The sequence below is a fragment of the Morganella sp. Je.2.23 genome (assembly GCF_051129855.1).
In the GTDB taxonomy this organism is placed as follows: Bacteria; Pseudomonadota; Gammaproteobacteria; order Enterobacterales; family Enterobacteriaceae; genus Morganella; species Morganella sibonii.
Map to the genome: position 1 here is coordinate 486,327 of NZ_JBCPSQ010000001.1, position 22,448 is coordinate 508,774.

Here is a 22,448-nt window from a genome sequence, read left to right on the forward strand (position 1 = left end):
ATTATTCTTCTTCCTCTTTGCGCAATTCCACTTCATTTTCCCTGACATGAACCAGGATGTAATACTGTCGTCCGATTCCGCTTAACTTGATGATTTTCTTCCATTCGGTAACGTTAGGGGACGAATAGCGGACAATGACACCCAGATAGCGGTTTTCGCCGGTGGTCCGCAGCAGAGCCAGCGGTTTGTACTGATCCGGTGTCAGTGTGTAATCCTGGTGGTCGATATAGTTTTTACCGAGTACATCCGGCAGCGGCTTTTCATCCAGCTGGTCAAAATCCATCGACTCAAAACGGGAGTCTTCGCTGAGATACACCAGCTGCATCTCCACCGGAGACGGCTCACCATCCGGGTTCGGGTTGATATCCGGCTCCGCCAGGAGTGTGATCGCAATTTCAGATGGCTGCTGGTTCGCTTTACCCACCGGAATATCGGGGTCCCACAGCACCTTGCCGACCTTTTTGGTTGCCTCCCAGGATTTGCTGCATCCGGTGAGTACCAGTACCAGCAGCAACAATCCGTATCGCAGTTTCACACTCATGATGGATGTCCCTTATAAGCCTTTACGTAACGCCCGGTCATAGGCATGGGTGTAAACTTCATAAAAGAGTTTTTCAAATCCCTGCTGACGGCAGGATTTCAGCTCACGGTAGTAACTGACATACATCTGCCACGCCCAGGCCGGATCTGAACTGCTCTCTTCACCGGCCCGCTGATACTGTGCAAAACGTGCCAGCAGCCGTTCCGGTGAAAACGCGTCAAGCATGGTCTCCAGCGCGACGGAAATAGCTTCCAGATTGGCGCGGTAATGGAGCTGCATATTGGTCAGACTTTCGCTGACCGCCGCCGTCGGTGACAGGTGCACCGGGCTGCGTTCGTCGCCGAACAGCAGATGCAGGGCTTCCTGATAATCCACATTCAGACGCAGCGGGTTATCCTCAATCGGGCGTAATTGCTTGTCGCGCAGGTTATCCTGAGTTTTTTGTAATGCGAGAAGACCTTCAATGGCGGCTTTGAGCGTCCGGCCGACCTCGGTCAGAAAATCATTGGCCTGGCGGGAGTTATGCAGCGGAAGATGTGCTTCCAGCCCGTGCATCAGCGGGTTTACCGCAATATGATCCGCATCGGTGACCGGCCGCAGATCATCCGCGTGATCGGTGGCGGACAGTTTGGGCAGATCCATATATTCCTGCACAATGGTATTCCCTCTGTTATCGGAGAGTGGCACAGCGGCGGATGCCGCCGTATGGTGGTCGGCCAGCAGGCCGGAGGCGTTATGTTCTGCCGGTGAACTGCCGGTGGTCAGGCTCTCATTTTCCAGAGCCTGTAACGGATCGCGGGTACGGGAACCGCGGACGGTCGGTGCGGTATCATCTCCCTGATACGGGGGATTATCCGGTGCAGTCTGGTTATCTATCAGGCTATCCAGCGGGTTGCTGCCGGCGGACACAATATCCTGAGGTGCCACTGCCATCGGATCACGGTAGGGTTCACCGGTTATGGTCAGATGCACTTTAAACTGCAACTCACCGATCTCAATAATATCGCCCTGTGACAGACGCACGGCACCGGCGTGGCGGGGAATGGCGGTCTGATTAAGACGAACCGGCTCGGTCAGGGTTTTCAGGCAGAATGTCTGATCCTGACGGATAATGCGGCACTGAACCCCGGCGATTTTGCCGAGGCTGTCCTGGAGTGACCAGGTGCAGTCGGTATTACTGCCGATGGTACCGCCCTGTGAGGTAAACTGGGCAGCAGCAGCCCGGCCGCTTTCCAGCCGGTTACTGTTCACCAAATGAAAATTAAGTTGTGGTTTATCCATTATGTTATTCCAATACTGAGATCGTCATAAAAGGCTTCAGTTCCGGTTGCCCGATGAAACTCCGCCAGCCCAGCTGATTGTTATCTTTCTCGCCGAGAACCATCCCGCCGACCTGTTTTTCCGCCATTCTCAGCCGCAGATCCCAGGCCAGCTGTTCGTGCATGATGTAAGACACAAACGCGACCAGCGGCAGGTAGTCAGGGCCGTTCGGTAAAAAACGCATATAACGGGTCAGTGATAATTCACTGATTTCGATGGTGCATTTGCCGTTACAGTCTTCAATGCGTGCGCCCAGACTGAAATTTTCCCCCAGCAGGGAGCGCGGTTGCGCGGTGCGGCTCGCGCTGTACAAGGTTTCCCCCAGCCGGTTTTGCTGATCATCGGCAATTGCCACCCGGCGGGTTTCCCAGCCGGATAAATTCACATTGTCCAGATCAAAACAGTGGGAAATCAGACTGCACACCACATCCGGTGAACGTCCGGGACTGGCCAGTAACCCGGCATAGGCCAGCATTTTGTTGTGATTGATCCGGATCCGGCTGCGGTTACTTTCACTGCCCAGCCCGAGCAGCGTGAACATATAGCGGGAAAACGGATCGCGGCCGTCCGGCTCAAACGAGATGTAATAGCGGTATTTCCGCCAGATCCGGTGCAGCAGCGTGACAAAGCGGTGATTAAACAGATTAAGAAAGTCCGTAACGCTTTCCGTCTGCTGTGCTTCTTCCCACGCCAGGCTGTCGAGGTAATACCCGGGCAGCGGGGACTGACTGCCGTGCAGACCCAAAAATGCCACTTTGACGTCATAACTGCCGTCCTCACGGCGGGTTACACCGGTGACATCCCGTGTCGGAAATGCGATCCCGGCACTTGCCGAAAAACGGATATTCTCCTGTGCGGACTTTCCGGCGGCTGTCACGGATTTATTCAGCAACTCTGCCAGCTGATAAAAGTCATACTCTGTCATGGCGGCGGTGCCGTCGCTGACAGAGGTTGTCAGCGCAGAACGGTGCGATTGATTTTCGCCGGCCATAAATACACTTCCCGGTTATCCATATTGATCACTTCCAGCTCATGAAAGGTATTCACACTGGTATAGAGCCCGAAAAAATGAGCAATAACGGAACAGAACAAATAGAGTCCGCCCTCAGATGAGAACGCACTCTGGTAAACAGATAAGGTGGATTTCAGCCCGCGCACCGGTAATCCGCGGTACAGATATTCGACGGGCTGTGTGGTCATGCTGACCAGCGCATCGAGACATTTCTGTGCCTGGCGGGCGGTCTGCTGGTGGAAAACGGATGTCAGATCATAAAGCTGCAACAGTTCCCGCAACGCTTCCAGGCTCAGCAGTGACTGATAATTCAGAGACAGATTCGTCAGTACTGACCAGTGCAGCGAGTGATCGAGCAGCGGCCGCAGTGTTTGTGTCGGCTTCATGATATTGCGGACAGCACTGATATCCGGCAGCTGCTCTGTACAGCGTGTAACAGAGCCGGTCCGCAGATAGCCGGCCACATCCCGGTTGGTGCACAGCAGAGAAACAGAAACCGTTTCATCACAGCCGGTCAGTGCAGGCTCATTACTGCGGACAAAGGAAATCCGGTGACGGAATCCGCTGTCATCCGGTGACGGCAGTGTGCGCAGACGATAATACTGCTCTTCATCGCCTTTATTGACCGGGTCCTGATGATGGAAACTTTCAAACTGCGTGTAATGTGTCATTTTTGCCGGCTGGTTACCGCAGCGGCGCAGTCCGTCCACCCGGGTGACAGAAAAAATATCGTAACCTGCCGGATGAGCAAAACCGGGACTCAGCGGGTACTCACTTTGTCTGCCGTTCAGTTCCACTGCTTCACTTTCCATCGGGAACAGGTTTGCCGCCGGCACACAGTTGATCCGGATGCTGTCATCGTTAATATCCGCCGCCGGCGGCAGCGGACGGGAGAAATGAATGGTCAGGGAGAAGTGATCTCCGGACATCACGGCCGGAATATCATCAAGCCCCTCAATATTCAGAAACAAAAAGGCGCGCGGAAAACTGAAGTATTCCTGTAACAGCCGGTGCCCTTCATAACTGTTTCTGGGATAGGGCAGAAGGGCATCCTCACGGCTGAATCCCGCCGGTGACACGGCAAAGTTTTCCGGCTGATACGTGTGTTTATCCGTTGTCAGTGTTGCTCCGGACACCGCGTGATTCAGCAGAAAATAGAGTTCATGAGCGGTATAATCGTCCCCGCCGAGATAAAACTGTAACGCTGTCAGACCGGTATCCGATAACCGGGCTGGTTGCGAAAGTGCAAAGGAAATCGTCACTGACTGCGGGCCGGCGGTGACCGACGTGACGGTAAACGGCATCACCCTGAGATCACGGCTTTGCGTGAAATGACAGGTCATCTGATGCAGAACATCGTCTTCCGCATCGCTTTCATCCAGTGTGATTTGCTGACTCTCAAACAGCGTTCCCTCCGGCACAAAAACGGGAAGCCGCAGAGAGGGGGATGGCGTAAACTGCATGACGGTCATTGACGGAAACGGCCGGGCATAGCTGGGCCACAGCATTGTGACCAGACTGTTGGTCAGTTCCGGGAACTGACGTTCAATCTGACTGCGTAAAGAGGCAGACAGATAAGCAAACCCCTCCAGCAGCCGCAGCACATCCGGGTCCGTGCTCTTTTCTGCCAGAAAATTAACCAGATGCGGCTTGTGGCGCGCAACGGTATCTTCCAGCAGTTGCAGGTACTCAAGTTCATCAGAAAAACGGGAATTACGGGGCATACTGTCAGGCCTGTTTCAGTCTGTAATGCCGGTGACTGTCCATCTGCATATTAAATTCAATTACCTGAGACTGATTTTCCAGTAATACCAGTGCAGTGATCCGAAACTCCAGAAGCAGCGGATTATGCTCATCAATCACACCTTCCACCGCGACATCACTGATCCGCGGCTCATAGCGCAGAATGCATTCGCGGATGGCCGTTTCCAGACTGGCACGAAAATCTACTGCTGTTGCGGTGGCGTCATTGAGATCGGTCACACCCAGTTCACGGCTGCTCTGACAGGTTTCCGGCCGGGTATTCAGTACCAGCGTCAGATGTGATTTGACCGAATTAATCAGGGCAGCGGTGCGGGACTGACGGGAAGCACCGGCGTGCTTCCCTCTTATCCGTTCAAAAAGGCGTACAGGTTGTGACGAGTGACGATGATAATACGCCCCCATTCCGGTTACTCCTTATCGAGCCGGCCAACCAGTGACAGTTCGAAACTGGCACCCATATATTTGAAGTGCGGACGCACCTGGATAGCGACCTGATACCAGCCCGGATCGCCCTCGACATCCAGTACCTGAATCTGTGCGGAACGCAAAGGACGCTTGCTGCGGACATCTGACGGCGGGTTTTCCTGATCGGCGATATACTGTTTCAGCCAGATATTCAGTTCACGTTCCAGATCCTGGCGCTCTTTCCATGCACCGATCTGCTCGCGCTGTAACACTTTGATGTAGTGTGCCAGGCGGTTGATAATGAACATGTACGGCAGCTGAGTACCCAGTTTATAGTTGGTTTCCGCCATCTTACCTTCACGTGTGTTCGGGTAATGCTTTGGTTTCTGCACGGAGTTGGCGGAGAAAAATGCGGCATTATCACTGCCTTTGCGCATCGTCAGGGTAATAAAGCCTTCTTCTGCCAGCTCAAATTCACGACGGTCAGTGATAAGCACTTCAGTCGGGATTTTAGTCTGCAGTTCGCCCATCGCCTCAAAGCAATGAACCGGCAGATCGCTGACAGAACCGCCGCTCTGAGGCCCGATGATATTCGGACACCAGCGGTAATTGGCGAAACTGTTATTGATACCGGCAGCCAGCAGGAATGCCGTGTTACCCCACAGATAGTGGTCATGGTTTTGTTTAACACTTTCACGGTAGTTGAAGTTTTTAATCGGGTTTTCAACCATATCGTAAGGGAGACGCAGCAAAAAGCGCGGGGCGGTCAGGCCGAGGTAGCGGGAGTCTTCCGCTTCACGTAAGGCGCGCCATTTGGTGTGTGCCGGGCCTTCAAAGACGGATTTTAGATCCTTGATTGCCGGTAATTCGGTATAGCTGCTTACACCAAAAAAGTCCGGGGAAACGGATGACAGGAAAGGCGCATGTGCCATGGCGCCGACAGCGCTGACATACTGAAGCAGTTTCATATCCGGTGTGGTATTGCTGAAGGCATAGTTCCCGACCACAGCGGCAACCGGTTCACCACCGAACTGACCATAACCGGCAGAATAGACATGCTTATAGAAACCGGACTGGACAATTTCAGGCGAAAATTCAAAGTCTTCCAGCAATTCGGATTTGGTGGCATGAATAATATTAATCTTAATATTTTCACGGAAATCAGTGCGATCCACGAGTAACTTCAGGGAACGCCAGGAGGACTCCACTTCCTGAAAGTTGTCGTTATGCAGAATTTCATCCATCTGCGCACTCAGCTTTTTATCCAGCTCCACCAGCATTTTATCGATCAGTAACTTATTGATCGGTTCTTCTTTGGAATCACTGGCCAGGATGTTACTGATGAAAGCTGCCACACCCTGTCTGGCGATATCGTATGCTTCGGTTTCCGGGGTCATCCGGGACTGTGACATAATTTCATCAAGCAGTGATGTTCCGGCAGGGATTTGGCCTGCTTCCTGTTTTACACTTTCTGTTGCTGTAGACATAACACGATTCCCATCAATTATTTATTGCTGACGATATCCAGCTCTTTTAACAGTTGTTCACGGGTGGATTCATTATCCAGCAGTGCCTGAAGCTGTTTACGAAATGCAGGAATATTTCCCAGAGGACCTTTCAGTGCGACTAATGCTTCCCGCAATTCAAGTAACTTATTTAATTCCGGAACATTTTTAGCAATATTGTCAGGAGAGAAATCACGGAGAGATTTAATATCAAGATTGACAGGGATGTCGGAATCACTTTCTTCCTCAAGATGGTTTTTAACAGCAAATGTCAGATTAATACCTGCATTTTCCATCACGGAATTAAAATTGTTCTGATCAATCGAAACCGTTTTTCGTTCTTCAATCGGGGTATCTTCTTCTTTATTTTTGAAATCACCAATAACCAGAAGATTATGAGGTAATTCAATTTCTGCCTGGCTTCCGCCATCATGCGGAGTGTATTTGATATTAATGCGTTCTTTCGGCGCAACGCTGCCAAGACCATTCTTACTCATTGATTATCCTTATGGATTAAGTTTGGGGAATTCATTTCCCCGTATATATACATAAGATAAGCGATTGCCTTATCCGGGTTTGGCTATCATGCAAATACGCGTAAGCTACGTAATTCATTGTATTGAGTGTCAATTAAAATATTTAGCTTAAGGTAAATTAAAAATTACATTAATGCAAAATTTATCTTCTCCTGCATGCGGGTGTCAATCAGTAAAATTATTTTACCAATAACATGCGTATGTTAGTCAACTGATAGGTGGGTGTTAAAATAATTATTTCTTTAATTAGTGATGTGTTTTACAGATCCGCCGTATAAGTAGTAATTATTCCATGATGTATTGAAAATAAAGAAAAATAATGAAAAGAGCAGAGGGACAGGGAAGCATATTGATGGTAACTGTGGCATATCTATATCAGGCATAGATTGATATGTACTGATTCATGGGAAATGTAAATTTTATTTTTGAAATATTATTTTACATCTGTTGGTAAAGATACAAATATCACTGTGCTGATTTTCAAAATGCGTCAACAAGAACGAGAGGAATTTCGGTATCCGGTTACGTATTTTTCATCAGATGTATTTTTTAATAAACGGCAACATTTTTGATAGCTGAAAGTATTTTTCGGGTGAATATCATGGATAGGGGATATAGCTGTTACTCTTATTATAAGTAATAATGAATATTATTATCCCATGGTCAATACTTTATTTTGTATATTAAAAAATAACAGTGCAATAAAATTGAGGCATTATCACTCCATGTATAGCGTAGTTTATATGAATGTATTTTTATCTATAAATATCATTACCTTATGAGAAATAATATCTTGTTATAAACTTTATTTTTCTGATCATAACCTAAAATGTTTGTAATTCATTGTTTTATTAATGTTTTATCTGCTTTTATGGTTTTTTTGTTAAATTTCTGATCGCAGATTTCTGGTTTTTAATTTCAATTACATGTTTCTATTTTAGTTATTTAAGTTTTATATCCTGTTTTTGCATGGATTTTAACTTAAGATGATTATCCCAGGAGATACAGAGGGTAATTTGAACACCAGAAGGCTTTACATAGATATTAGTTAAATTTATGCTTTCTGCATTATCACCATGCGCATTGGCTGATGACGAAGTCACTCGTCCGGTAACGACTTGTTACCTGTTAATAAATAAGGAATTTTATCATGCCAACTCCATGCTATATCTCTATCGAAGGCAAAACGCAGGGCAATATCACTGCCGGTGCATTTACTGCTGAGTCTGTCGGCAACATCTACGTGCAGGGTCATGAAGATGAAATGCTGGTACAGCAGTTTGACCATGTTGTGACTGTCCCGACTGACCCGCAATCAGGCCAGCCATCCGGCCAGCGTGCACACCGTCCGTTTAAATTTACTGTGGCACTGAACAAAGCAGTTCCGCTGCTGTACAACGCCCTGGCGGCCGGTGAAATGCTGCCGAAAGTGCAGCTGAAATGGTATCGCACCTCGGTTGAAGGTAAGCAGGAGCATTTCTTCACCACCTCGCTGGAAGATGCGACCATCGTGAATATCGACTGCAAAATGCCGCATTGCCAGGACCCGGAAAAAACGGATTACACCCAACTGATCGAAGTGTCACTCTCTTACCGCAAAATCGACTGGGAACACACCGTCGCAGGCACCTCCGGTGCTGACGACTGGCGTGCGCCAATCGAAGCGTAATGTGGTCACTGACACCACAAATTCCTCCGGGGATTTGTGGTGTTCCTGCTTTACCGCAGTGATCCTCCGTCCCCCGGCGGGTCATCCGCCTGATCAGTTCCGGAGCCGGTATGTTTGCTGAAGATCCCAAAAAAAAGGTCATTGACCCGGCAGCGCTGAAAGACAGTGCCGCAAAATATGCTGAGGATGCTGTTGCATCAAAAGTCAGCAAAAAAATGTCAGAACCGGCGCAAAAAGCCGTCTCCGCCGTACAACAGGCACAAAAAGCCGCCGCGCAGGTTCCTTCTGCGGCAGATCTTATTCCCGGTGGTGGTATTGCCGGTGGTCTCAGCAGTGTCCCGAAACTTCCCGGTGCTGCCGGCAGTCTGGCGGGCACGCTTACCGGACGTTCACCTTCCGGTCTTGTTTTTACCTGTAAAATCGGCGGATTGCCGGAACAAACTTTTCAGGTAACCGAATTTTCACTCAGTGAAGGGCTTTCTTCGCTGTTTTCGTTGTCGATCAGTGCCGTCAGCACGCTGCCGTCAATCACATTTGATGAACATCTGGGAAAAGCCTCTTCTCTGACGGTGACCCGCGACGGCGTCAAAGTCCGCACTGTGCAGGGGCTGCTGGCGTCTGCTGAACAAGGCAATACTGACGGCAACAAAACCTGGTATTACTTCTTGATCCGCCCTGAAATGTGGATCATGACCCTTAACCAGGACAGCCGCATCTTCCAGAAACAATCCGTTCCGGAAGTGCTGGCGACACTCCTGGACGAAGCGCACGTCAAAAACGACCTGAAATTCTATCAGAATGAATTACACCAGAAGCGTGATTACATCACCCAGAAGCGCGAGTCTGCCTATGATTTCTGGTGTCGTCTGGCCGCCGAGGAGGGGATTAACTTCTGGTTCGAGGAAGGCCCGAAACTGTTTTACAGTGATAACCACCTCGGTATGACCGCCGGAATTAATCTGACCTATAATCCGCAGGCAGATACCGATATCAGTGACAGCACCGCGTTTTCCTGGCGTTACGCCGAACAGCTGTGCAGTGATGTCATTATCCAGAAAGATTACAATCCCGATCGTCCGTCTTATCCGTTTAAACACGAGGTTACCGGCGACGTTCACAAACAGCACCCTGTCTATGAAAGTTATGGCCGTTACCGTGACGATGAGACCGGTAAACCGTTCACCCAACTGCGCTACGAGCAATCTCAGAACCAGCGCCAGACCGGTACCGCAGGTACCAATTGCTTTGCACTGATGCCGGGCAAAATCTTTACCCTGAAAAACCATCCGTCTGACAGTATGAATAAAGCCTGGCAGGTGACTATGGTCAATCACCACGGTATCCAGCCGCTGGCGGATAACGGCGGCGGAGAGGGAACCAAATTCAGCAATACCGTGCAGTTTATCCCCGGCACCCGTGAATGGCGGCCGCCGTACCGCTTCCGCCCGCAGGCCGACGGTGATGAGCTGGCAACGATTGTCGGGCCGGAAGGGGAAGAGATTTACACCAACGAGCAGGGCGCAGTGAAAGTCTATTTCCACTGGGATCGCTATGGACGACCCGATCACAGCGCTTCCTGCTGGGTGCGGGTGGCGATGGGCTGGAACGGCGGCGGCTATGGTTTCTCTGCCGTGCCGCGCATCGGCCAGGAAGTGATCGTCTCTTATCTCAACGGCGACATTGACCGTCCGATAGTCACCGGCTGTACCTACAATGGCCGTAACGGCCCGCCATCCTCTTTCCCCGGCAGCAAAACCCAGACTGCGTTCCGCACACAGACCCACAAAGGCGATGGTTTCAACGAACTGCGCTTTGAGGATGAAAACGGGAAGCAGGAAGTCTTTATGCATGCTCAGAAAGACATGAATACGGTGGTGCAGAATGACCGCAGTACGTCAGTAGTGGCAAATCATACGGAAAATGTCGGGCAGAACCAGAAAGTCACAGTCGCCGGTAAGCAGACGACTGCGGTTCAGATGGATCAGCTGAATTACATTTTTGGCGGACAATTGACGAATGTGGAAGGTGTTTGTCTCCTGGCATCAGCAACGGGGATTAAGTTGGTCAGCGGTAAATCAGCGATAGAAATGACCGCTTCCGGCGCTGTGAATATTACTTGTGAAAACTTCAATATCTCAGCGAAAAATGACGGACAGATTAATACCGGCCATGTGCTTGACCTGAATATGGAAGGCGGCGGACCGGCTGAAGATAAAATCGAACCTGATACAGGCACAATAAAAAGTCAAAAAGGCAATTTCTTTGCGGGAAAATAAGGAATAACAATGAAGTATGTATGTCAGGAAGGTGCCATAACGCTGCCTTCATCAGACTACCGGGATAACAGCCTGCATATTATTAAGTTTCCGGAGAAAAAAGCCAGTTTATCGCTGACCCGTGATGATTTGGCTGACGGACAGACAGCGGAACACTATCTGGTGTCACAAATTGCGGTGATTCGCAAAGGGGTAAAACTATTTGCGATGACTGACCCGGTTGCGTTTACAACAGAGTCCGGTGTGAACGGGTGGGCTTTCTACTGTGAACCGGAACAAAAAGGGACACATTTATATCAGTACATTGCAGGTTATGAACTGGATGACTCAATTCTGGTGATGACGTATTGCCTGCTGCACCCGTTTACTGATGCTGACTTACAGGACTGGCAAACGCTGAAATTGCGTTTTGCCCGTACAGTCTGATTTCGGTTATTTAAAAAGGAACCTGCATCATGGGAAATGAATTTCATGCAGCCAAACTCGGAGATGAGTTGTTTCATCAGTCCATGATTGCAGATTTTGTTAATGGTGTTGTCAAAGGTGCTGCGTACGTTGGTCTGTTTGTTGCTGCGGGCGCACTGACCGCAGGAACCGGCGGGCTTGCTGCACCATTACTTGCTATTGCCGGTGGCTTTGTTCTCGGTGATGTTATTGATGAAGTGGCCGATACTGTTTCAGGATGGGTTGATGATGCGCTGAATTTTTGCGGTTTCGGACGGGGTGCGGACGGTACAATTATCAGCGGTTCCCTGAATGTCAAAACAAAAGATCAGCCCGCAGCACGTGCAGCTGGTATTATCCCGCATGAAAAATTGATCGAGTCTATTATAGCGGACACGCAAAATCCGCCGAAAGGAAAAGCCCGTTCACTTGCTGAAGGTGTTTTGCAAAAAGCCTATATGCTGACACCTATGGGTATGGGTTCAGCAGTAAATAATTTAGTTTCTTCAGTGTTCAATCCGGCTGAGCCGGTTGAAAATGATCCGTTCCCGAAATATCCCTCACCAGAGCGTGGCTTTTTTGAAGGATTTTTTTCACCCACCGTTGCAAATAAAAACCTTTATGCCGCACCTGTCGATAATGATCAGATTACCTGTGAGAAATGGCATATTGCCTCAGCACCGTATTATCTGGCTGAAGGATCAAAAAAAGTTCAGATAAACAGCCAGCCTGCCTGCCGGAATGGTGACCGCAGCACCTGCGAGGCAAAAATTGATCACACACAGGAATCCCGTGTTGTCCGTATCGGCGGTAACAAAGAAGTGGTGCGGGATATTATCAGCGGTCGTAATCCGTTTTGTACTTTTGTTGGTGAAGCTGTCGGCGCGGTACTGGGCGGCTGGGCCAGTATCATCCGGAAAGGCGGGATGGCAGCTGTTCGTCAGTGCCTGAGTAAAGCCGGTTGTAGCCTGGTGATGGAACTGGCCGGGAATATCGGTATGGGACTGGTAATCAGCGGATTAACCCGCTCTTTTAATGCCGTCACCCGTCCTGTTCACGCAGCCACCGGCAGTAAAGTCCTCAGTGGTGATGATGATTTGGATTTTGTATTGGAAGGCCGTTACCCGCTGGTCTGGCACCGTATCTATCAGAGCAGCAATACCCGTGAAAGCCGTCTGGGAACAGGCTGGGCACTGCCGTTTGATGTCAGTATTGAAATCGATTACACAGGCGGCTCTATTGAAGATGCACCGCTGTATTATCATGATATGTCCGGCCGCCGCCTGTCTCTGGGGGAACTGGCGCTGGGACAGGACGCGTTCTATGTGGATGAGGGGTTTCGTGTCTACCGCAGTCTGCAAAATATCTTTTTGCTGGAGTCCGATACCGGCGATTATCAGCTGTTTGAAACAGACCCGCAGCGCAATGGCTGGTTACGTCTTGCTCAGTCACATGATCGCCACGGTAACACGCTGTTTTACCGCTACAGCCCGGAAGGTCAGCTCTGTACCATTCAGGATAACAGCGGACTGATTAATGTTCAGCTGCATTATACGGATGACGGACAACGCCTGCTCTCGGTATCACAATCTGATCCGGATGATGAGCGAACGCTGGTCAGCTATCAGTATGATGAACATCAGTTTCTTGTTGCCGTCATGGGTGCTGACGGGAAAGTGACCCGCCGTTTTTCCCGGGATGATGACACCGGGCTGATGAACATGCATATAAATGCCGCCGGGTTACAGAGTCATTACCGCTGGGCACAGTTTGAAAATGAAACAGATGATGAACAGCGACCGGTATACCGCGTGGCGGAACACTGGTTGCAGACTCCGGACGGCGGACGGCCTGAACACACATTACTGCACTATTCTCCGGCGGAGAGAACCCTGCGCACGGAGTCAGCCGGACTGGGTGAAACGTTCCGTCGCTGGAATGAACAACATCAGATCACCGAATTTACAGATGAAAGCGGCGCCACCTGGTTTTTTGACTGGGATCAGAGCCGTAAACTGAAAAAAGCCACAGATCCTCTGGGTCACACCTCGCAGTACACCTACGATGAACGCGGTAACCTGACCGCTGAAACAGATCCGAACGGCGACTGTACCACTATTGAGTGGGATAAAGACTTTGCGTTTCCGCTGATTCAGGTAATGCCGAATGGTGCGGCACATCACTGGTTTTATAATGCCAAAGGGGATATCCATCTGTATATGGACCCGCAGGGGCATGCTACCCGGCTGGTCTGGGATGAACAGGGGGACTGTCTTCAGCAGACTGACCCGGGCGGCAGTATCACCCGTTACCGCTACAATACCCGGGGGCAACTGACCCGCTATACCGACTGCTCCGGTTATCACACCACACTGTCCTATGATGATCGCGGGCAACTGGTCACTATCACCGATGCACTGAGCCAGACCACCCGCTATCACTGGTCGGAGGGTGGACAGCTGCTGCGGGAGGAATTACCGGACGGCAGGGATAACCGCTATTCCTATGACGATGCCGGGCGTGTCACCGGGTTTACTGACAGCGGTGACAAGAAAATCACCTTCGCCCGTAATATCTTCGGGCAAATCACAGAGCGTACCGACCCGGCGGGACACCGTCTCGGCTTTCGTTACGACCGCTTCGGGCGGCTGAAAGCGCTGGTCAATGAAAAAGAAGAATCTTACCGGTTTGAATATGATGCACTGCACCGCCTGACCCGTGAGCAGGATCTGATCGGCCAGCAAAAACAGTATCAGTATGATGCGGGCGGTAATCTTATCCGCCGTGAAGAGATCCCCGCACAGGCGGGAGAAGAGCCGGTTATCACACAGTATGGCTATGATCCGGCTGGCCGCCTGACCATGCGGGAAAACCGTGATTACCGCACTGAGTATCAGTACGGCAAAACGGCACTGACACTGCGGCGGGCACCGCTGACGGTCTGGTCAGCGGCGCAGCTCAGCGGGGAGGATGTGCCGTGGCAGGATATCCTGGAATTTGAGTATGACCTGAACGGGCAGATGCTGTCCGAGCAGAACAGTGCCGGGGTATACCGTCACAGCTATGATGATAACGGTAACCTCAGCAGCACAGAAATGCCGGACGGGCAGGCGCTGAGTTATCTGTATTACGGCTCCGGACACCTTCAGCAGATGAACTGGCGGGAGCGCGGTAAACAGACGGTACTGGCGGAATACAGCCGCGACCGGTTGCACCGTGAAACTAACCGGCTTTCCGGCGGACTTGATCAGCGAACGGAGTATGACAGCAGCGGGCGTATCACCGCACAGATAGCCAGGCTGGCGAACAGTACGCGGGTCACGGCAGCCACCATTGATAAACGTTATACCTGGGACAAACACAATAATCTGACGGAGCGCAGTGTCAGTTACGGGCAGGCCGATTCGCCGTTAACACAAGGTCACTGGCAGTATGAAACCTACCGGTATGATCCGCTGGGGCAGCTGACCCGGCGTCTGAACGGGTTCAGTGAAGAGCTGTTTCTGTATGATGAGGCGGCGAACCTGCTGGGGCATCAGCGGCAGGTGGCATTTAATAACCAGGTCACCACCAGTGAGGAATACGATTACACGTATGACGGCTTCGGCCGCATGGTGCAGCGCCGGGTGCGGGACAGCGCGGTGTGTCAGCATTATCACTATGATGCGGAGCACCGCATTACCGCAGTGACCTTTGAACATGACCCGCAGGGTAACCAGCGGGCGGAATATGATTACGACATCCTCGGGCGGAGAACCGGGAAGCGGGTCTGGCAGTCCGCGCAGGCACAGCGGCTGAATCAGTCGCCGGAAAACCGGGCACCGGAAGAAACGGTGCAGTTCTGCTGGAACGGCCTGCGGCTGGCGGCGGAGAAAAGCAGTAAATCCGCGCATCTGACCTTACATTACGTTTATAACAGCGGCAGTTATAACCCGCTGGCACGGATAGAAAGCTTTGACCATCCGGAAAAACAGTCCACGGATATCAGCTATTACCACATTGCCCTTAACGGCTTACCGGAAGAAGTGACGGACAGTCAGGGACGGATTATCTGGCACGGCGACTACAGCCTGTGGGGTAAATTAAAACGGGAACAACACCCGGCACCGGGATTCCGGGGTCAGCAAAATCTGCGTTTTCAGGGGCAATATTTCGACAGAGAAACCGGACTGCACTATAATACTTTCCGGTACTATGCCCCGGACACGGGACGATTTACTCAGCAGGACCCCATTGGCCTGGCTGGCGGGTTAAATCTGTACCAGTATGCGCCGAATCCGGTGGTGTGGGTTGATCCGTGGGGGTTGTCAGCATGCGCACCGACGCATCACTTGGCAACAAATAAACATTCAGTTTGGTCAGATCGTTTCAGAGATTTGTTCAAAAAGAATGGATTAGGGAAATTTAAAAACGGTAATTTAAGAAAGGATGTACTTAACGATCCACTTAATAAAATAGATGTTCCTGGCCATAAGGGGCCACATCCGGAAGATATGCATCAAGAAATATTCGATCGATTATCTATGGCTGATCAGTTCGGGCCTGATGCATTTAAAAAAGAAATAGAAAAGCTTAGAATTGAAGCTATTACACAAGGTTCCTGGCTAAATGATATTTTAATAAAGGCAAATAAATGATAAGTTATTATAAATTAGGAATTAACTCATCAAATAAGAAATGGGAAAAAAGCATCAACATCGGTTATGAACTTTTTAATAACCTCGGTGAAAGAGTTAATTTATTTCAATTATCCTCGATTGATGGAAAGATAAACGAAGTTCTTTTTTATAAGATAATCAAAGATGGATTTTACACACCTATAACATCTATCGGAACAAAATTTATTGCATATGACTCAAGTTTGGAGAATATAAACATTTTGGAATCTAATGATGTTCAATTAGTTCCTCTTTTTAATAGTGAAAAAAAAATAAAGTACTTCCTAATGAATGTTCTACATAATATAAATTGCATATGTTGGGAGTCATCAATATTTGAACCATGGCCAGTAGATTACAAACCAGACCCTTGGGATAACAAAAAAGGAAGGTTTTTTACAGAACCAGTTATTTATTATAATAAAATTCCACACGGAATAAAAGCATTTCGACTCAAGGATTGGGGTGGGGCATTTAATATAATTATTTCAGAAGAAATGAAGAATGATATTTTTTCATTGGGATTTGATACTTCATTTCTTGATTTAAAAATATTGAAAATGATTTAATCTTTTTTATAGAGTGCTGTGATATGGTTATGAAATATAATATTTAACTTTAGATTAAAGTTATGTGCAGCGATCATACGGGCGTATCACCGCCCAGATAGCGCAGCGGGCAAATGTCACGCAGGTCACGGCAGCCACCATTGATAAACGTTATACTTGGGACAAACACAATAATCTGACGGAGCGCAGTGTCAGTTACGGACAGGCCGATTCGCCGTTAACACAAGGTCACTGGCAGTATGAAACCTACCGGTATGACCCGCTGGGGCAGCTGACCCGGCGTCTGAACGGGTTCAACGAAGAGCTGTTTTTATATGACGAAGCAGCGAACCTGCTGGGGCATCAGCGGCAGGTGGCATTTAATAACCAGGTCACCACCAGTGAGGAATACGATTACACGTATGACGGCTTCGGCCGCATGGCGCAGCGCCGGGTACGGGACAGCGCGGTGTGTCAACATTATCACTATGACGCGGAGCACCGTATTACCGCAGTGACCCTTGAGCATGACCCTCAGGGAAACCAGCGGGCGGAATATGATTACGACATCCTCGGGCGAAGAACCGGCAAACGGATCTGGCAGTCCGCACAGGCACAGCGGCTGAAGCAGCCCCCGGAAAACCGGGCACCGGAAGAAACGGTGCAGTTCTGCTGGAACGGCCTGCGGCTGGCGGCGGAGAAAAGCAGTAAATCCGCGCATCTGACCTTACATTACGTCTATAACGGCGGCAGCTACAACCCGCTGGCACGGATAGAAAGCTTTGACCATCCGGAAAAAAAGTCCACGGATATCAGCTATTACCACATTGCCCTGAACGGCTTACCGGAAGAAGTGACGGACAGTCAGGGACGGATTATCTGGCACGGCGACTACAGCCTGTGGGGTAAATTAAAACGGGAACAACACCCGGCACCGGGATTCCGGGGTCAGCAGAATTTACGTTTTCAGGGTCAATATTTCGACAGGGAAACCGGACTGCACTATAATACTTTCCGGTACTACGCTCCGGACACGGGACGATTTACTCAGCAGGATCCGATAGGGCTGCTGGGCGGGTTAAATCTGTATCAGTATGCACCGAATCCGGTGGGTTGGGTTGATCCTTGGGGTTGGGCTTGTTGGGGAACATCAAAGAAGAATTATTGGAAAGATGTAGCTAAAAAAGAGTTAGAAAAGCCGTCGGGTATGTATTCTGCAAGAAATATTTCAGAAATGGCTTTGGGTAATGCACCGAAAATACGAGCAAAAGTGAAAGTCACCAAAACGGGAGCTATTGAAACAAGAGATATACCTTATGAACTTCATCATACAAACATTCCTCAAAGAGTAGGTGGGCCAAATGTTCATAATAAAAATAATCTAACAGAAGTTGATCCTTGGCAACATGCACATGTAGATCCTTATAGGCATCCCGGCATTGAACTAATTGAAGTAATAAAAGGTGTAAACTCATGGTGATTTTATGAATAAAGAATTTATTATTTATACATCTGCTTTGTCTTCTGTCGCATTAAAAAAATATCATGCAGGCATTGGTCATGAGGAAGCTGATCTTTTTGTTAAGAAATCTTTCAAAATATACAGTGAGTTAGGATTGCCTTTTCCTAGTATAGAATGGTTGGACAGACTGCCGTCCTCAGTAATGAAGTGGATGACAAATTACCTAAAAGATAAGTTTATTTCCATGGATAATAATCCCAAATGGGTTTCTGAGCCTAGTTGGAGGTTTATTGATGAAGAGCCAATGGTATTTATTAATCAGGTTACTTTTTTAAATAATGAAATTATGGAAAATAAATTATCTACAGGAGATGTCCTGTATACGTTTGCAGGAAGAAAGTATATAGATGAAGGTTGGGAGTTAAAAATTAAGCTGATCAAACAAGATCACTGTACACCAGGAACAACATATATCGATTGATTTTTGGTCATGAGGTTGTGATTTAAATTATATATTACCTGCTTTGGCACCACTGCACACCAAAGCAGGTAAATCACCCCACATCACTCCCCGATCAGCGCCTTAACTTTAAGTTTAAACGCAGCGATCTGGGCCTGTTGCTGCAGATTTTGCTGCTTAATCGTCCGGATATCTTCGCTGTCCGGGATTAATACCAAACAGCCGTTTAAAATCTTCACCGTAAATGTGAAACCGGTCTCAAAACCTGCCGCTTTCAGCCAGTGCCCTTTTAGGGTAATGGCGGGCGGCGGGCTGCTGTTTTTGCCCTTCGGGGTATACCGTCACAGCTACGATGACAACGGTAATCTCAACAGTACGGAACTGCCGGACGGGCAGTCCCTGAGTTATCTGTATTATGGCTCCGGACACCTTCAGCAGATGAACTGGCGTGAGCGCGGTAAACAGACGGTACTGGCGGAATACAGCCGCGACCGGCTGCACCGTGAAACTAACCGGCTCTCCGGCGGACTTGATCAGCGGACGGAGTATGACAGCAGCGGGCGTATCACCGCACAGATAGCCAGGCTGGCGAACAGTACGCGGGTCACGGCGGCAACCATTGATAAGCGTTATACCTGGGATAAGCACAATAATCTGACGGAGCGCAGCGTCAGTTACGGACAGACCGATTCCCCGGCCACTCAGGGTCACTGGCAGTATGAAACCTACCGTTATGATCCGCTTGGGCAGCTGACCCGGCGTCTGAACGGGTTCAGTGAAGAGCTGTTTCTGTATGACGAAGCGGCGAACCTGCTGGGGCATCAGCGGCAGGTGGTATTTAATAACCAGGTCACCACCAGTGAGGAATACGATTACACGTATGACGGCTTCGGCCGAATGGCGCAGCGCCGGGTGCGTGACAGCGCGGTATGCCAGCATTATCACTATGATGCGGAGCACCGTATTACCGCGGTGACCTTTGAACATGACCCTCAGGGGCACCAGCGGGCGGAATATGAGTACGACATCCTCGGGCGAAGAACCGGCAAACGGGTCTGGCAGTCCGCACAGGCACAGCGGCTGAAGCAGCCCCCGGAAAACCGGGCACCGGAAGAAACGGTGCAGTTCTGCTGGAACGGCCTGCGGCTGGCAGCAGAGAAAAGCAGTAAATCCGCACATCTGACCTTACATTACGTCTATAACAGCGGCAGCTACAACCCGCTGGCACGGATAGAAAGCTTTGATCATCCGGAAAAACAGACAACGGATATCAGTTATTACCACGTTGCACTGAACGGCCTGCCGGAAGAACTGACGGACAGTCAGGGACGTATAATCTGGCACGGCGACTACAGCCTGTGGGGTAAATTAAAACGGGAACAACACCCGGTAGCGGGATTCCGGGGTCAGCAGAATTTACGTTTTCAGGGTCAATATTTCGACAGAGACAAATTTGTCGGGAACAAATTTGAGCAGCGCTTGCGCTGACCCGTAGGGCGAGTATCAGGATGATACGAGTATTCCGGACTGCACTATAATACTTTCCGGTACTACGCCCCGGATACGGGACGATTTACCCAGCAGGACCCGATAGGGCTGCTGGGCGGGTTGAATCTGTATCAGTATGCGCCAAATCCGTTGAGTTGGGTTGATCCGTGGGGGTTATCAAGATATTCAGGTGTGGACTTTACGGGTAGTCCTGATTTATTTCCAACAACAGGTAATCAGAAAAATATTGTATCGATAACAATGCAAGGTTCTCGTAGCCGAGATTTTGCAGAGGCATTTAAAGCCGCTGGTATATCAAAAGCTGATGCAGCGAATTATACATGGCATCATTATGACGACTTTGATCCAAAAACAGGAAAAACAACTATGCAGTTGGTTAAGACCTCTGCGCATGAAGCAACATTCCCGCACGGTGGTTCTGTATCCCAATTTGAAAAGCACTTTGATGTGAAATATGGTACTGCTGATGCAGTAGAAAAATCACACACCAAAGGATGGTTAAAAGGTCGAGTACCAAAAGCATTGAAAGGTAAGTGCTAGAATATAAGGATGCTGTATATGAATAATTTTTTTATCAATTGCGAAAAAAGCGTTACAAAATCTGACATTGATGAAATAGAAAGAAAGTTAAATTACAATTTTGAAGATATATTTATAGAGCATTATCTACAGTTTAATGGTGGCACACCTTCAAATAGTTGGTGGTGTAGTGATGATGAGTTTGAACCTATTGAAATTTCTAGATTTAAGTCATTTAAGTATAATGAGGTTTCTGGTGGTTCAGATAATTCTTTAATAGAGTGTTGCTATTTCAATATGTTAATGAAGGCTGTGATCCCTGATAATTTAATACCGTTTGGTATTGATTGGGGCGGAAATTTTTTCTGTGTAAATAAAAACGACAATAGTATTGTTTTCTACTCTGTAGATTCATTTGATGATGAATTAAGTTTAGAAGATAATCATAAATATGCGCAAAGATATTTGACACATTCTTTCGGTGATTTTATTGATCACCTCATTAATGAAAATGAATTGGACTGAAACATATATTTCAAAGCAGTACATTTATTGTGAGTGTACTGCTTTATTTTGATATGTTATCACTCCCCGATCAGCGCCTTAACCTTAAGCTTAAACGCAGCGATCTGGGCTTGTTGCTGCTGATTTTGTTTCTTAATCGTCCGGATATCCTCACTGTCCGGTATTAATACCAAACAGCCGTTTAAAATCTTCACCTTAAATGTGAAATCGGTCTCAAAACCTGCCGCTTTCAGCCAGTGCCTTTTTAAGGTAATCGCAGGCAGGCAAAGTCACATTCACTAAACATTATTTTAAATATCTATAAATATTTTGACAAATAGCAAGCCTGCACGGTGGATGCCATGCTACGGTCGGATAAATACTGACCAAACGGGGAGCAGGATATGCCTTATTTATTCTTGACGCTGGCGGCGTGTTTCTGGGGCGGGAACTATGTTGTCGGGCATCTTTTGGTATCAGAGGCCGACCCGGTTATTTTATCGCAACTTCGCTGGCTGGTGACCGCTGTTTTACTGATGACGCTGTATTTCAGTCAGGTGAAACAGCAGTGGGCATTTATGAAAAAGGCGAAAGGGATTATTTTGTTTCTGTCGCTATGCGGACAGGTTTTATTCCCGGTCACACTGTATATCGGCCTGCAATATACTACGGCACTTAATGCCGCCATTTATATGTCTGCAACACCATCAATTGTTTTACTGATAAATGCGCTGATATTTAAAGAAAAAATTCAGGGTAAAAATTATATTGGCGTATTACTGAGTACGCTTGGTGTGATTTATCTGATATTTAAAGGTGACCTGAATTTCGCAAAAGTCATCAGTCATCTGAATAAAGGGGATTTGTGGGCGCTGGGATCGGCCATCAGCTGGGCGTTATATTGCGCTTTTTTAAGGCTGAAGCCCCGTGAGGTGAACGGTAATGCCTTTGTGGCTATCAGCTCGGTGACCGGCAGCCTGATGATGTTGCCGATACTGATTATTTATCTGTTTTCACATGATTTTCAGATCAGTAATGTGGGGAATTATGCGTCACCACTGTTTATATCCGGGCTTGCTTATCTGGTTATTTTTCCGTCATGGCTCTCATATCTGTTGTGGAATAAAGGCATACTGACTATAGGCGCAACAAGAGGGGAGATTTTCTCTCACCTGATCCCGCTGAGTGGTGGTTTCTTTGGCGTGCTTTTCCTCAGTGAAAAATTACACAGTTATCATTTTTTAAGCGGACTCTTAATTATATCCGGGATTTACTTTTGCTCTTCTGCGAGGAAATAAATAGATATATTGAAATGC

At 48.6% G+C, this 22,448-nt stretch carries 18 protein-coding genes and 1 pseudogene; 10 read left to right on the forward strand and 9 right to left on the reverse strand.

Annotated elements, in window-relative coordinates; all coding sequences use genetic code 11:
• Nucleotide 1 precedes the first annotated feature (1 nt).
• The 7 genes from tssJ to tssB are packed head-to-tail and all read right to left on the reverse strand — an operon-like array spanning nt 2 to nt 7,044.
• On the reverse strand, nt 2-541 hold the full coding sequence (tssJ, locus tag AAZR23_RS02275) for a type VI secretion system lipoprotein TssJ (protein WP_046892551.1): 540 nt from the start codon (nt 539-541) through the stop codon (nt 2-4).
• Nucleotides 542-553: 12 nt separating this feature from the next.
• Nucleotides 554-1,822, reverse strand: a complete 1,269-nt coding sequence (gene tagH / locus AAZR23_RS02280; protein WP_434690284.1) for a type VI secretion system-associated FHA domain protein TagH — start codon at nt 1,820-1,822, stop codon at nt 554-556.
• A gap of 4 nt (nt 1,823-1,826) precedes the next feature.
• On the reverse strand, nt 1,827-2,852 hold the full coding sequence (tssG, locus tag AAZR23_RS02285) for a type VI secretion system baseplate subunit TssG (RefSeq protein WP_434690287.1): 1,026 nt from the start codon (nt 2,850-2,852) through the stop codon (nt 1,827-1,829).
• Nucleotides 2,816-4,597 carry a type VI secretion system baseplate subunit TssF gene (tssF, locus tag AAZR23_RS02290; protein ID WP_166707418.1) on the reverse strand — a complete coding sequence of 594 codons (1,782 nt, stop codon included), beginning with the start codon at nt 4,595-4,597 and terminating at the stop codon, nt 2,816-2,818. The genes tssG and tssF overlap by 37 nt, the downstream gene beginning before the upstream one ends.
• A 4-nt stretch (nt 4,598-4,601) precedes the next feature.
• Nucleotides 4,602-5,039, reverse strand: a complete 438-nt coding sequence (gene tssE, locus AAZR23_RS02295; protein ID WP_046892547.1) for a type VI secretion system baseplate subunit TssE — start codon at nt 5,037-5,039, stop codon at nt 4,602-4,604.
• A 5-nt stretch (nt 5,040-5,044) separates the two neighbouring features.
• Nucleotides 5,045-6,529 carry a type VI secretion system contractile sheath large subunit gene (tssC, locus tag AAZR23_RS02300; RefSeq protein WP_052927285.1) on the reverse strand — a complete coding sequence of 495 codons (1,485 nt, stop codon included), beginning with the start codon at nt 6,527-6,529 and terminating at the stop codon, nt 5,045-5,047.
• A 17-nt stretch (nt 6,530-6,546) separates the two neighbouring features.
• Nucleotides 6,547-7,044 carry a type VI secretion system contractile sheath small subunit gene (gene tssB / locus AAZR23_RS02305; RefSeq protein ID WP_046892545.1) on the reverse strand — a complete coding sequence of 166 codons (498 nt, stop codon included), beginning with the start codon at nt 7,042-7,044 and terminating at the stop codon, nt 6,547-6,549.
• Between the two features lie 1,189 nt (nt 7,045-8,233).
• Between tssB and AAZR23_RS02310 the strand changes: the two genes are divergently transcribed.
• The 7 genes from AAZR23_RS02310 (at nt 8,234) to AAZR23_RS02340 (ending at nt 18,621) form a co-directional block, all read left to right on the forward strand.
• Complete coding sequence (locus tag AAZR23_RS02310) at nt 8,234-8,752, forward strand: Hcp family type VI secretion system effector (protein WP_046892544.1); 519 nt, start codon at nt 8,234-8,236, stop codon at nt 8,750-8,752.
• A gap of 110 nt (nt 8,753-8,862) precedes the next feature.
• Entirely contained in the window at nt 8,863-11,028 is a 2,166-nt protein-coding gene (locus AAZR23_RS02315) for a type VI secretion system Vgr family protein (RefSeq protein WP_434690294.1), read from the forward strand.
• Between the two features lie 9 nt (nt 11,029-11,037).
• The gene (locus AAZR23_RS02320; RefSeq protein ID WP_046892542.1) at nt 11,038-11,454 is read left to right on the forward strand and encodes a DcrB-related protein; all 417 of its coding nucleotides are present in this window, start codon (nt 11,038-11,040) and stop codon (nt 11,452-11,454) included.
• Between the two features lie 29 nt (nt 11,455-11,483).
• On the forward strand, nt 11,484-16,109 hold the full coding sequence (locus AAZR23_RS02325; RefSeq protein WP_434690297.1) for an RHS repeat-associated core domain-containing protein: 4,626 nt from the start codon (nt 11,484-11,486) through the stop codon (nt 16,107-16,109).
• Complete coding sequence (locus AAZR23_RS02330; protein ID WP_434690299.1) at nt 16,106-16,699, forward strand: hypothetical protein; 594 nt, start codon at nt 16,106-16,108, stop codon at nt 16,697-16,699. The genes AAZR23_RS02325 and AAZR23_RS02330 overlap by 4 nt, the downstream gene beginning before the upstream one ends.
• A gap of 64 nt (nt 16,700-16,763) precedes the next feature.
• Nucleotides 16,764-18,158 carry an RHS repeat domain-containing protein gene (locus tag AAZR23_RS02335; RefSeq protein WP_434690302.1) on the forward strand — a complete coding sequence of 465 codons (1,395 nt, stop codon included), beginning with the start codon at nt 16,764-16,766 and terminating at the stop codon, nt 18,156-18,158.
• Between the two features lie 4 nt (nt 18,159-18,162).
• A complete protein-coding gene (locus tag AAZR23_RS02340) occupies nt 18,163-18,621 on the forward strand; it encodes a hypothetical protein (RefSeq protein WP_369445123.1) in 459 nt (152 codons plus the stop codon).
• An 83-nt stretch (nt 18,622-18,704) separates the two neighbouring features.
• Here the strand turns inward: AAZR23_RS02340 and AAZR23_RS02345 are convergent, their stop codons facing one another.
• On the reverse strand, nt 18,705-18,899 hold the full coding sequence (locus AAZR23_RS02345) for a SymE family type I addiction module toxin (protein ID WP_434692367.1): 195 nt from the start codon (nt 18,897-18,899) through the stop codon (nt 18,705-18,707).
• 976 nt (nt 18,900-19,875) lie between these two features.
• Between AAZR23_RS02345 and AAZR23_RS02350 the strand changes: the two are divergent.
• Nucleotides 19,876-20,649, forward strand: a pseudogene (locus AAZR23_RS02350) (RHS repeat-associated core domain-containing protein); the annotation flags it as partial.
• Nucleotides 20,650-20,667: 18 nt separating this feature from the next.
• Nucleotides 20,668-21,153: an SMI1/KNR4 family protein gene (locus AAZR23_RS02355; protein WP_434690305.1), complete on the forward strand. Its 486-nt coding sequence runs from the start codon at nt 20,668-20,670 to the stop codon at nt 21,151-21,153.
• Between the two features lie 59 nt (nt 21,154-21,212).
• On the opposite strand, the gene AAZR23_RS02360 is transcribed toward AAZR23_RS02355, so the two are convergent.
• Nucleotides 21,213-21,416 (reverse strand): SymE family type I addiction module toxin, encoded by a 204-nt coding sequence (locus tag AAZR23_RS02360; RefSeq protein ID WP_434692369.1) that lies wholly within the window; start codon nt 21,414-21,416, stop codon nt 21,213-21,215.
• A gap of 120 nt (nt 21,417-21,536) precedes the next feature.
• On the opposite strand from AAZR23_RS02360, the gene AAZR23_RS02365 reads away from it, so the two are divergent.
• Nucleotides 21,537-22,430 (forward strand): DMT family transporter, encoded by an 894-nt coding sequence (locus AAZR23_RS02365; RefSeq protein ID WP_434690308.1) that lies wholly within the window; start codon nt 21,537-21,539, stop codon nt 22,428-22,430.
• Nucleotides 22,431-22,448: the final 18 nt, after the last annotated feature.